14 protein-coding genes are annotated in these 11,783 nt (G+C 64.6%); 4 read left to right on the plus strand and 10 right to left on the minus strand.

Going from position 1 to position 11,783, the window contains the following annotated elements:
- Nucleotides 1–68 precede the first annotated feature (68 nt).
- A complete protein-coding gene (locus EA798_RS14200; protein ID WP_234493094.1) occupies nt 69–587 on the minus strand; it encodes a GspH/FimT family pseudopilin in 519 nt (172 codons plus the stop codon).
- A gap of 153 nt (nt 588–740) precedes the next feature.
- Between EA798_RS14200 and thiO the strand changes: the two genes are divergently transcribed.
- From thiO to speA, 3 genes are all read left to right on the plus strand, one after another.
- Entirely contained in the window at nt 741–1,847 is a 1,107-nt protein-coding gene (gene thiO, locus EA798_RS14205) for a glycine oxidase ThiO (RefSeq protein ID WP_122099370.1), read from the plus strand.
- A gap of 149 nt (nt 1,848–1,996) precedes the next feature.
- Nucleotides 1,997–2,368, plus strand: a complete 372-nt coding sequence (locus tag EA798_RS14210; protein ID WP_045631839.1) for a translation initiation factor Sui1 — start codon at nt 1,997–1,999, stop codon at nt 2,366–2,368.
- Nucleotides 2,369–2,490: 122 nt separating this feature from the next.
- Entirely contained in the window at nt 2,491–4,404 is a 1,914-nt protein-coding gene (gene speA / locus EA798_RS14215; protein ID WP_122099371.1) for an arginine decarboxylase, read from the plus strand.
- A gap of 15 nt (nt 4,405–4,419) precedes the next feature.
- Here speA and EA798_RS14220 read toward each other — a convergent pair whose 3' ends face one another.
- From EA798_RS14220 to EA798_RS14230, 3 genes are all read right to left on the minus strand, one after another.
- The gene (locus EA798_RS14220) at nt 4,420–4,878 is read right to left on the minus strand and encodes a DUF2214 family protein (RefSeq protein WP_122099372.1); all 459 of its coding nucleotides are present in this window, start codon (nt 4,876–4,878) and stop codon (nt 4,420–4,422) included.
- Nucleotides 4,879–4,880: 2 nt separating this feature from the next.
- A complete protein-coding gene (locus EA798_RS14225; RefSeq protein WP_122099373.1) occupies nt 4,881–6,254 on the minus strand; it encodes an MATE family efflux transporter in 1,374 nt (457 codons plus the stop codon).
- Between the two features lie 106 nt (nt 6,255–6,360).
- Nucleotides 6,361–6,654, minus strand: coding sequence for a hypothetical protein (locus EA798_RS14230; protein WP_003281534.1), 294 nt, complete (start codon nt 6,652–6,654; stop codon nt 6,361–6,363).
- Nucleotides 6,655–6,884: 230 nt separating this feature from the next.
- Here EA798_RS14230 and EA798_RS14235 point away from each other — a divergent pair, with 230 nt between their 5' ends.
- The gene (locus EA798_RS14235; protein ID WP_122099505.1) at nt 6,885–7,817 is read left to right on the plus strand and encodes an SdiA-regulated domain-containing protein; all 933 of its coding nucleotides are present in this window, start codon (nt 6,885–6,887) and stop codon (nt 7,815–7,817) included.
- 21 nt (nt 7,818–7,838) lie between these two features.
- Here EA798_RS14235 and EA798_RS14240 read toward each other — a convergent pair whose 3' ends face one another.
- The 6 genes from EA798_RS14240 to cra form a co-directional block, all read right to left on the minus strand.
- The gene (locus EA798_RS14240; protein ID WP_106155771.1) at nt 7,839–8,288 is read right to left on the minus strand and encodes a DMT family transporter; all 450 of its coding nucleotides are present in this window, start codon (nt 8,286–8,288) and stop codon (nt 7,839–7,841) included.
- Between the two features lie 84 nt (nt 8,289–8,372).
- Nucleotides 8,373–8,930, minus strand: coding sequence for a DUF4136 domain-containing protein (locus EA798_RS14245; RefSeq protein ID WP_122099374.1), 558 nt, complete (start codon nt 8,928–8,930; stop codon nt 8,373–8,375).
- Nucleotides 8,931–9,003: 73 nt separating this feature from the next.
- Entirely contained in the window at nt 9,004–9,612 is a 609-nt protein-coding gene (locus tag EA798_RS14250; protein ID WP_122099375.1) for a DUF4136 domain-containing protein, read from the minus strand.
- Between the two features lie 18 nt (nt 9,613–9,630).
- Nucleotides 9,631–10,380: a methyltransferase domain-containing protein gene (locus EA798_RS14255; RefSeq protein WP_106155768.1), complete on the minus strand. Its 750-nt coding sequence runs from the start codon at nt 10,378–10,380 to the stop codon at nt 9,631–9,633.
- Nucleotides 10,377–10,682 carry a nucleotide pyrophosphohydrolase gene (locus EA798_RS14260; protein WP_013981886.1) on the minus strand — a complete coding sequence of 102 codons (306 nt, stop codon included), beginning with the start codon at nt 10,680–10,682 and terminating at the stop codon, nt 10,377–10,379. Before EA798_RS14260 ends, EA798_RS14255 begins: the two co-directional genes overlap by 4 nt.
- Nucleotides 10,683–10,748: 66 nt before the next feature.
- On the minus strand, nt 10,749–11,738 hold the full coding sequence (gene cra / locus EA798_RS14265) for a catabolite repressor/activator (RefSeq protein ID WP_122099376.1): 990 nt from the start codon (nt 11,736–11,738) through the stop codon (nt 10,749–10,751).
- Nucleotides 11,739–11,783 lie beyond the last annotated feature (45 nt).

An 11,783-nucleotide genomic window follows, 5' to 3' on the forward strand; every position in this document is an offset into this window, starting at 1 on the left:
TCCAGATTTGCCGCTGCGCTTCCCATTCCCCCGGGACGATCGGTCGGTTTCGACGGTTGTGTGGCATGTCAGGTGCAGCGGTCAGTGGCGTTGGGTGATTCAAGTTTCACTCTGCCTGTGATGTTGATCACAATCTTCTTTAGCGCCATACCTCGGCGGCAGAGAACGAAGGAACCATTCAGGCTATGAGTCGTGCCGTCGGGCTTGAAAGTTAGGTGGGGCTGCTTGCGAAAGTTGCTCCAGCTCCATTGATAGTTATTGCCGATCATTGAGCCCCGAAGTGGGGAATCGCCATCGTCAAGTGCTCCGTTCCCGTTGAGATCATCAAATATAAAAACTGGACCGCTCCAGTTTGCTTCACCGCTACAGGCTTCATCTCCCGTGCAGATACTTACCGGTCGCCGTCTGGCGATCGCTGCGCTTCTTGCGAAATGGATGTCTGCGAGGAGCTGATCGAGTAGCGTCCGTTCTCGAACCGAGTCGAGGGTTGCGGTGAACACTGGTGCTGCCACGGCAATTGATATGGCAAGTACAGCAAGCGTGACAATCAACTCGATAAGCGTGAAGCCTTGATTTCGGTTCGACATAGTGCGGTTCCTTTGCACGTATGATGTTCGGCCGTCCTGGCTGCTGTTCGTGCATGTCATGAAGAGATGCGCGAACGTTCTCTTTTAAAGCAGCCTGCCCGTTCGTCCAAGCGAGGGCTGGCGGAAATGTGAACCAGATGGTTGGAGAAACGTGTGAATCAAGAAGTGATCGTTGTCGGCGGCGGTGTCATCGGGCTGCTGTCTGCCTATCGACTGGCTGCGGCGGGAAAGTCGGTGTTGCTGCTGGAGTCTGGCGATGTCGGCAGCGAAGCCTCCTGGGCCGGCGGCGGGATCGTTTCGCCGCTGTATCCGTGGCGCTACAGCCCGGCGGTGACTGCGCTGGCGCATTGGTCGCAAGACTTCTACCCGCAGCTGGGTGAACGGCTGCTGCGCGAAACGGGGGTGGACCCCGAGGTGCATGTGACGGGCCTCTACTGGCTGGACCTGCATGACGAGGCCGAGGCGCTGAGCTGGGCTGAGTGTTATGGCAGGCCCCTCACTTCGGTGTCGATGGAGGCCGTGCGCCAGGCAGTGCCTTCGCTGGGTGAGGGTTATGAGCGGGCGGTCTACATGGAGGGGGTCGCCAACATTCGCAATCCCCGTCTGCTGCGCGCCTTGCGTGAAGCACTGCGGCAGCTGCCGAATGTAAATGTGATCGAGCAGTGCCCGGTGGAAGGTTTCCTGCGCGATGGCGCGCGCATTGTCGGTGTGCAGACGGCGCAGGGCGAGATGAGGGCGGATCAGGTTGTAGTGGCGGCGGGCGCCTGGAGTGCACAGCTGTTGGCGACGCTGGGGCTGCAGATTCCGGTCAAGCCGATGAAGGGGCAGATGATTCTCTTCAAATGCGCGGAGGACTTCCTGCCGAGCATGGTGCTGGCCAAGCGGCGCTACGCGATTCCCCGTCGTGACGGTCATATCCTGGTTGGCAGCACGCTGGAAGATGTCGGTTTCGACAAAACGCCCACCGAGGATGCGCTGGAAAGCCTGCGAGCGACCGCAATCGAATTGCTGCCCGCGCTGGCCGACGCGCAAGTGGTCAAGCACTGGGCCGGTCTGCGTCCCGGTTCGCCGGACGGTGTGCCTTATATAGGGCAGGTCAGCGGTTTCGACGGGCTGTGGCTGAACTGCGGGCACTTCCGCAACGGGCTGGTGCTGGCGCCGGCGTCCTGCCAGCTGCTGGTCGATCTGATGCTTGGGCAGGCGCCGATCGTGGATCCGTCGCCCTACGCACCGACCGGTCGTGTCGATCAGAAGGGCTGAGCGGCTCTTGGCTTGGCTCCCGGTTACGTGAGCAGTCCGGGTTTGATATCAGTCGCCCGGACTCTGTTCTGCCACCAACTCGCATTGCTGGTAAATTAGCCGGCACTTCGGCTCTGCCAGGCAGAGCCAGATTGGCGAGTGAGGTTTGTGTGGCAAAGAAAACCACTTCCCTGGCCGGCCTGAGCGGGCTGGTCTATTCCACCGATGCCGGTCGGCATTGTCCCGAGTGCAGTCAACCGCTGGGCAGTTGCATCTGCAAACAAAGCGTTGTGCCCGAAGGCGACGGCATTGCACGGGTGCGCCGCGAGAGCAAGGGCCGGGGCGGCAAGACGGTGACGACCATCAGTGGCGTTCCCTTGGCCGAAACCGAGCTCAAGGAGCTGGCCAGCGCGCTGAAGCGCCGCTGCGGCACGGGTGGCGCGTTGAAGGACGGCGTCATCGAGATTCAGGGCGACCACGTTCAGCTGCTGATCGACGAGCTGAACAAACGTGGCTTCAAGGCCAAGAAGTCCGGTGGCTGAGCGCCGATGTGACGTCTCCATCGATTTTCACCATTTTCCGCATATCGGCTGTCGAAGCCGCATAGCCTTCGCCGCACGGTTCTGCTCGCTGCGAAACACTCAATTTCTTCCGGGAGGCCTTGATGCCTGTACGACGCACACGTAAAGACGACGGTAGTCAGTGGACCGCTGCCGATAGCCGCAGCATTTACGGTATCCGCCACTGGGGAGCTGGGTATTTCGCGATCAACGATCAGGGCAATGTCGAAGTGCGCCCGCAGGGGCCGAGCGGTGAGCCGATCGAGTTCAACGGGCTGATCGAGCAATTGCGCGAGGCGGGGCTGTCGCTGCCGTTGCTGGTGCGTTTCCCCGGCATCCTGCAGGACCGCGTGCGGCGCCTGACCGGTGCCTTCGACGCCAACATCGAGCGCATGGAGTACGCCGGCAAGTACACCGCGTTGTACCCGATCAAGGTCAACCAGCAGGAAGCGGTGGTGGAGAACATCATTGCCACGCAGAACGTTTCCATCGGCCTGGAGGCGGGCTCCAAGCCGGAGCTGATGGCCGTGCTGGCGCTGGCACCGAAGGGCGGCACCATTGTCTGCAATGGCTACAAGGATCGCGAGTTCATCCGCCTGGCGCTGATGGGTCAGAAGCTCGGCCACAAGGTGTTCATCGTCATCGAGAAGGAGTCCGAGGTCGGACTGGTGATCGAGGAGGCCAACGAGCTCAAGCTGACCCCGCAGGTCGGTCTGCGTGTGCGCCTGTCGTCGCTGGCATCGTCCAAATGGGCCGATACCGGTGGCGAGCGTTCCAAGTTCGGCTTGTCCGCAGCGCAGCTGCTCTCGGTGATCGAACGCTTCCGTGCGGCGGAAATGGATCAGGGCATCCGCTTGCTGCACTTTCACATGGGCTCACAAATCGCCAACCTGGCGGATTACCGTCAGGGCTTCCGTGAGGCTATCCGTTACTACGCCGAGCTACGGGCGTTGAACCTGCCGGTGGATTACATCGATGTCGGCGGCGGCCTGGGGGTCGACTACGACGGCACCCATTCGCGCAACGCCAGCTCGATCAACTACGACATCGACGAGTACGCCGGCACCGTGGTCGGCATGCTCAAGGAATTCTGCGAGGCGCAGGGCCTGCCGCACCCGAACATCTTCTCCGAGAGCGGCCGGGCGATGACGGCGCATCATGCGGTGCTGGTCATGCAGGTCACCGATGTCGAGCGGCACAACGACGAGCTGCCGGTGATCGACAACTATGATGAACTGCCGGAAATCGTGCAGTCGCTGGCCGATCTGCTCGGGCCGACCGACCCGGAGATGGTCACCGAGACCTACTGGCGCGCTACCCACTACATGAGCGAGTCCAGCGCGCAGTACGCGTCCGGCAAGCTGACGCTGGCACAGAAGGCGCTGGCCGAGCAGAGCTATTTCGCCATCTGTCGCCGCCTGTACAACCAGCTCAAGGCCCGTCAGCGCTCGCACCGCGCAGTGCTCGACGAGCTCAACGACAAGCTGGCGGACAAGTACATCTGCAATTTCTCGGTGTTCCAGAGCCTGCCCGATACCTGGGCGATCGACCAGATCCTGCCGATCGTGCCGCTGCAGCGGCTGACCGAAGAGCCGGTGCGGCGCGCCGTGCTGCAGGACCTGACCTGCGACTCGGACGGCAAGATCAAGCACTACGTCGACGAGCAGAGCATCGAGAGCAGCATGCCGGTGCACGAGGTCGCGCCTGGCGAGGAGTACTTCCTCGGCGTGTTCCTGGTGGGTGCCTATCAGGAGATTCTCGGTGACATGCACAACCTGTTCGGCGATACCGACTCGGTGAACGTCTATCAGCGCGAGGACGGCAGCTACTACCACGCCGGCATCGAGACCCACGACACCATCGAGGACATGCTGCGCTACGTGCACCTGTCGCCCGAGGAGCTGATGACCTACTACCGCGACAAGGTCGCGGGCGCCAAGCTGAGTGCCAAGGAACGGACCCAGTACATCGATGCGTTGCGACTGGGCCTAACGCGGTCTTCCTATCTGACGCCTTGAGTGGCGAGCCCGGCGTCAGCCGGGCATCACACCAAAGCCCCGTGCCATCAGCGCCGCCAGCAGGGGAATCAGCGCGAGCAGGAGCAGCTCCAGGCGGATGGTCAGCTTGACCCACCTGGCGCTGCGGTCCGAGATGATCGGTGCCTGGCCTGCCGCGAGTGCGGGGCGCCAGCGCAGAAAGGTCAGCGTCGGGTAGATAGACAGGACGGCGACGACCACGAACAGGCCGACCTTGGCATGGAACAGGCTGTTCTTCAGGTAATAATCCAGGCCTTTGCCATAGAGGATTGCGCGGGCAGCTCCGCTGGCCAGTACCGCCGCCGCGGTGATGCCAAAGGCGATGTCGATGCGGAACAGGCTGCGCGCGCGCTCCAGCGTCAGCGGCTGGCGGAACAGCTGATGCTCCAGCAGCAGCAGGGCAAAGAGCAGGAATATCGCCAGGAAGTGCAGGTAGGCGGCGATGGCATACGCCATGTTCAGTGTCCCTCGGAGTGCGTGGTGCTCGGCGCGCCCATGGTAAACCAGGCTCCGCTGCGCTGCAGGCGCTGAGCGAGCACGCCCAGGCAGACGCCGCGCATCAGCATGAAGGCGAGAAACGCCAGCCACAAGCCGTGATTGCCAAGCCCCTGCAGTAGCCAGCCCAGCGGCAACGTCAGCGCCACCGCCAGCAGCATGCTGTTGCGCATCTCCCGCGCGCGGGTGGCGCCGATGAACAGCCCGTCAAGCAGATAGCTCCAGACCGCGATCAGCGGCAATGCCGCCAGATAGGGCAGGTAGGTCAGCGCGGTCTGGCGCACCTCGGGGATGTCGGTCTGCAACTGGATGAACAGCTGGCCGCCGAACAGAAAGAACAGGCCGAAGGCGATGCTGGCCAGCAATGACCAACCCCCGGCAACCACCATCACCCGTTGCAGCGCGTTGCGGTCGCGAGCACCGATGGCATGTCCACTCAAGGCTTCCACGGCATGGGCCAACCCATCGAGGGCATGCGCGGTCAGCAGCAGGCCGTTGAGCAGCAAGGCGTTGGCGGCGACAGTGGCGTCGCCCAGGCGGGTTCCCTGTACCGTCACCAGGAAAAACACCAGCTGCAACGCCAGGGAGCGCAGGAAGATGTCGCGGTTGACCGCCATCAGCGGGCGCCAGCTTAGCCAAAGGCGCAGGGCTGCAAGATCGAGCCTGCCGGGATAACGGGCCAGCGCGTTGCGGGTGAGCGCAAGACCGAGCAGCGCGCCGCTCCATTCGGCGATCACCGAAGCGCGCGCGGCGCCGGCCACGCCCCAGTCGAGGCCGAGCACGAACCACAGGTCCAGTGCGACATTGATGAGGTTGGTCGTCAGCAGAATGGCCAGCGGAGCACGCGCGTTCTGCGTGCCGAGAAACCAGCCAATCAGCGCATAGCTGGCCAGCGCCGCGGGCAGGCCGAACAGGCGCGTATGGAAATAGTCGCGGGTAAGCTCGTCCAGTTCGGCGGACGGCTGCATCACCTGCAGCGCGGCGCCTTTGAGCGGCACGCCGATCACGCCCAGCAGCAGGGCGAAGCCGAGGGCCAGCAATAGCCCCTGCAACAGGATCTGGCGCAGCGCGCCGCCATCCTGGCGGCCGGCTGCCTGTGCAGCGAAGCCGGTCGTACCCATGCGCAGGAAGCCCATCACCCACACCAATAACGTGTACAGGCTGCCGCCAACCGCCACCGCGCCCAGCTGGTGAGCGTGCGGCAGATGGCCGATCACGCTGCTGTCCACCAGCGCGACCAGCGGAACGGACAGGTTGGACAGGATCATCGGCGCTGCCAGCGCCCACACCTTGCTATGGGTGGGCGCATGACGCCAGGCGGCAAGCATGCTGGACATTTCGGGCCTTCCGGGACGGCCCGGCACTATACGTGGCATCGAAAAAAGAGGAAAAGCCGGCCTGCTCGCAAACCGGGCGGTAGCGCTTAGCGATTTCGGCAGCGGCTCAGTGGATCAGCCAACTCAGCAGCCACAGGCCGAGAAACAGCCAGATCAGCCCACCGATGATCGAGCCGCGAAAGAACGAGCGTACCGCGGCGACCAGCAGCAACAGGCCGATCGCCAGTGCCACCAGGCTGATCAGCGACCGGTCCATGCCGAGCGTGCGCGACAGCCCCTCGAGGAAGTTGTGCCCGGCTCGGGCGAACAGGCCGAAGAAATCGCCCAGCGCCTCGACGATGAAGCGTATGACCGAGCCAAGCGCCTGTCCCAACCATTCGAAGAATCCTTCTACCCGCATGTATCGCTCTCCTGAAACGTTCGATTGCCGTGCGCAAGCACAGCCCTGCGCATTGGGCTGTCTAGCACGCCCGAGAGTTCCGAATCGCTGCTGCCGCGCTGGAACCGATGGAGAAGGATCGCGGTCGTAGTGACGCTGCACGGATCGGCGCTGGGCTCGGGCACCCGCCTTCATGCAGCTGCAACATGCCCCGGGCAATCTGCCTGCGATCCCCTGAACGAGAACACATGATGCGAGCCCTTGCCAGAGCGCAACTGGGACGAGTTGCGGCGCTGCGTCCGGCCTGGTGGTACGGCTGCGCGCTTTTCGCGCTGCTCTACGCCGCCACTACCATTCACCTCGATGAGCGCCTGTTCTACACATTGAAGACCACCTGGCATGAAACCAGTTGGGAGCGGCGCAGCCTCTGGCTTCCGGAATATCAGGTGAAGATCGATGCGCTGCCTGTGGCAACGGTGCACGACAACCTCTCCGGGCTGACTTATGACGAGGGCCGCGCTCATCTGTGGGCGGTGGTCAACAATCCGGAGGAACTGCTCGCACTGGGGCGTGATGGCAGCTTTATCGCGCGCTACCCGTTGCAGGGTTTCGAGGATGTCGAGGGGGTTACCTATCTTGGCGACGACCTGTTGGTCGTGACCGAAGAGCGCAAACAGTCGCTGGTTGTCCTGGCCGTCCCCAGGGTGGCCGGGCCGTTGCTGCGTGCGGAAGGGCGCTCCATCACCCTGGCCCTTGGCGAGGCGCAGAACTCCGGCTTCGAAGGTGTCGGCTACGACCGAGCGGGCGATCGTCTGTTCGTGGTCAAGGAGCATTCGCCGCGCAAGCTCTATGAAATCCACGGCATCAAGCGCAGCCTGGCCGGCGACATGGACATCAAGATCATCGACCGTCAGGCCTGGATCGACAAGCTGGACATGGCCAGCGACCTGTCGTCGGTGCATTTCGACGAGCAGACCGGTCATCTGGTGCTGCTCAGCGACGAGGCGAAGATGATGCTGGAGCTGGATGCCGACGGCGAGCTGGTCAGCTTCCGCTCGCTATGGCGCGGTTTCGCCGGGCTCGAGCGCAGCGTGCCGCAGGCCGAGGGCATGACCTTCGACGCGCAGGGCAATCTCTATCTGGTCAGCGAGCCGAACCTGTTCTACGCCTTCGAACATCAGTGAAAATGGCCTGGCTGTGCAAACCTAGCCGCGCTGGATCAGCCAGACACCGCCGAAGATCAGCAACAGGCCGGACACCTTGCCGAGGCTGATTGAGGACTGGCGGAAACCGGCCCAGCCGAAGTGGTCCAGCAGCAGGGCGACGAACAGCTGGCCGGCCAGCAAGAGCGCCATGAACAGCAACGCGCCGGTGCGCGGTGCGGCGAAGGCGGCCGTGGCGATAAAGAAGGCGCCCAGCAGGCCGCCACACCAGTGCCACCAGTGCAGGCCCTTGAGGGTCTGCAGCGCCGGGATATCGCGCTGGACTGCCACGATAACGAACAGCGCCAGCGTTCCCACGGTGAACGAAAGCAACGCCGCGCCCATGACGTTGCCGAGCTGGCGCGCCACCTGACCATTGATTCCGGCCTGCAAAGGCAGCATGGCGCCGGCAATGAACGGCAGGGTGAGCAACCACCAGGCAACAGCGGGCATTTCAGGTCTCCAGGATCAGCGGCGCGACAGTATGGCGAGCGCGGCAGCCGCTCGCCAGCACCGCGGCAGGCTCAGGCGCTTGGCTCAGTGCGGTGGATACTGCGACAGCACCCGCGCCACCAGCTCGCGCATGCTGCCAGCGCGCTCGTCGGGCGTGCCCTGGCGGCTGCGCAGTACCTGCTCGGCACTGCCACGCCAGACCAGCTTGCCATCGGTGGCGTCATACAGATCGATCTGCAAGGTGCCGACCTGATAGTCGATGGTGCGGGTATCGGTGAACATCGGTCCGCCCCAGTAGCCATACCAGGGATTGCCCCAGGCGCCGGAAGTGGTCGTGTATTGCTGGGTGCGCTGGTCGACGATGTACCACGCCTGCACCTGCACGCCGGCCGCGGCACTCGCCGTGGCGGGCCGCAGGCCGCGCTGGTCCAGTTGCTCGGCAATGGCGTCGCGGACCCGCTGCTCGGTGAGGTCGCTCTGTATGCGCGGGTCATCCGGCCGGTACTGCAGCGCCGGCTCCTTCCAGCTCCAGGCGCGATAGGCGGAGAAATCCCGTGTCGGATCGAAATCGCGCTGCACCTGCGGGCCCTGGCAGGCGACGAGGGCGAGGAGTAGGGGAATCAGCAACAGACGGCGGAACATGATCGTTCTCCAGGGAAGGGGCTGCTCAGTCTAGGCCCGGCGCCTTCGTTCGGCGCGTAGCCACTTGCCGCACTCAGCGCGGCGGATAATCGGCCAGCGCCCGCTCGACGGCCTGGCGCACCGCATCTTGCTGCTTGGCCCGGCTGCCGCTCAGGCGCGCTTCGGCGCGATTGCTCCAGACCGAATGCCCGGAAGACGCATCGAACATCTCGATGCGCACCGAGACGACTTCCTCCTCGTAGTTGCGCACGATGGGCACGCTGGTGCCGACGCCATACCCGGTGCCGTAGCCACCGCCATAACGGCCTACGCCGACATGCGGGCCGTAGCCGTAGTTGTCGTAGGTCTGGCGTACTCGGGTTTCCTTGCTGGCGCTGGCGCTGATCCGTACATCACCCGGAGCATTGTCCGGGGCCGGTCGCAGACCACGTTGATCGAGGGCGCCGGCGACCATCTCCTGCAGTTCTTCACCGCTGATCGAGGCCGTACCCGCTGGCGGGCTGCGCCAGCTCCAGTGCTGGTAGCTGGAGAAGTCCCTGGGCGCGGCCGGATAGGTGGGCGCCTGGATCTGTTCCACCGGAGGGGCGGGCGGTATCGGCGCCGATTCATCGGTATAGGGGTTCTGGCTCTGGCAGGCCGCGAGGGCAAGGCAGAGCAAGGGCATAAACGCGCGGTTCGACATGGAAACCTCCCGGCCGGCTCAGCGTGGCCGGCACAACCAGTGCAGATAGCGCCCGAGGCCGGCGAAGGTGGGATGGCGGCGGTAGGCCAGTTCCATCTCGATGAGGTCGGCCGGCTCGGTGCGGGCCTGGAAATCGGCGGGCATGTAGTCATGGAAAACGCGCACGCCACTGCTGGATTCGACCTGCCAGTGCGGCGCGAGTTGCGCAGCCAGTTCGCGTGGGTCCAGCGGTTGCTGCGGGGTCAGGCTCTGCCGTTCGCCGGCATAGGTCTGGCTGCGCAGCTTCTTGAAGTGGCCCTTGAGCAGGTTGCGGTAGATCAGCGCATCGCGGTTGTAGAAGGCCAGTGACAGCCAGCCATCGGCCGCGGTCAGGCGGTGCAGCACCGGCAGGATCGCCTGGGGCTCGGCGAGCCACTCCAGCACGGCGTGGCAGATGACCAGATCGAAGCGGCCGTCGACATGCGCTTCCACCGCCTGCCAGGGCGCCTGGATGAAGGTCGCCTGCTGACCGGCATCGGCGAACTGCTGGCGGGCGCCTTGCAGCATCGGTTCGGCGGGCTCGGCGAGGGTGACCGCATGGCCCTGCTGCGCCAGCCAGAGGCTCATATGGCCGAGCCCGGCGCCGATGTCCAGCACCCGCAGCGGGCGCGGCGGCAGGATCTCGGCCAGGTCGGCCTGCAGCACGGCCAGGCGGATCGCGCCCTTGGCGCCGCCGTAGATCTTCTCGGCGAAACGCGTCGCCAGCTCGTCGAAATGGCGGTCGCTCATCGGACGAAGCGCCGCTCGTTGTCGGCCAGCTTGTCCAGCAACGCCTGTTCCATGTCGATCCCCAGCTCGCTGCACATCAGCAGCAGATACATGAGGATGTCGCCGACCTCCTGGCCCGCGTGCTCGAGCTTGTCGGCCGATAGCTGGCGCGACTCGTCCTCGGTCTGCCACTGGAAGATTTCCACCAGCTCGGCCATTTCGACACTGGCGGCCATGGCGAGGTTTTTCGGGCTGTGAAAGCGCTGCCAGTCGTTGCGATCGCGGATCGCGTGCAGGCGCTGGGTGATCTGTTCGATGTTCATCAGGGGAGGCGGGCTGTTCGAAAGACGACAAGCTTCCGCCAGTGCGCCGGCGCCCGCAAGAGGGCGTCAGCCGCGGCGGACCTTCAGCTCGCGCTCGATGGCGATCACGCCGGGGCGGTAGTCGCCCTGTTCGATGGCGCGAATGGCCTGCTCCAGCACCTGCTCGGCGATCTGCGCGTGCTGCTGGGAAATCGCGTTGACCCGGATCGGCAGGAAATCCAACAACTGCGCATCACCGAAGGTGCCCAGCCGCAGCTGTTCGGGCCAGAGCAGGTCGCGCTCGCGCAGCGCGTCGAACACGCCTTCGAGCAACACATAGGCGGTGGTGATCAGTGCATCGGGCAGCGCGCCGCGGTCGAGCAGGGCGAGCATCTGCGCGCGGCCGCAGGCGCGGCTGAACTGCTCGGCACGCAGGATGCTGACCGGCCCGCGGTGCTGCGCCAGTGCCTGCTGGAACCCTTCTTCGCGCTGCTGGCTGATGCGCAGCGCCGGGCGTGCGCTGATCAGGGCGACATGCGCCTCGGGCGGCACGTCCAGCGAGCGGGTCAGCTGCGCGCCGGCTTCGCGGTCGTCGCTGACCACCGAGCAGAAGTGTTCGGCATCCAGCGCACGGTCCAGCGCAATCACCGGCGTGCCGGCCGCCTGAACCTTGCGGTACCCGGCATCGTCCGCCGGCAGGCAGCTGGCGACGATCAGCGCATCGCAGCGTCGCGAGCGCAGCACCTGGATGACCTGGCGCTCGGTGTCCGGCTCGTCGTCCGTCCCGGCGATAAGCAGCTGGTAGCCGCGCTGTCGCGCACGCTGCTCGAGCAGCTTGGCCAGGCGTGCATAGCTGGGGTTTTCCAGGTCCGGCACGATGAAGCCGAGGGTCCGCGACTGGCCGCGGCGCAGCCCGGCGGCCTGCTGGTCGAGCTGAAAACCCTGCTGCTCGGCGACCGCCAGCACGCGCTCGACCGTGGCTGGACTGATCCGTCGCTGCGCGGCCTTGCCGTTGAGCACGTAGCTGGCGGTGGTTACCGAAACGTTGGCGAGGCGGGCGATGTCGGTCAGTTTCAACTGGGGGGCCTAAGACGGGTGGTATGAATTCGGGCTTCTAGAATT

The organism is Pseudomonas songnenensis, from assembly GCF_003696315.1.
GTDB lineage: Bacteria > Pseudomonadota > Gammaproteobacteria > Pseudomonadales > Pseudomonadaceae > Stutzerimonas > Stutzerimonas songnenensis.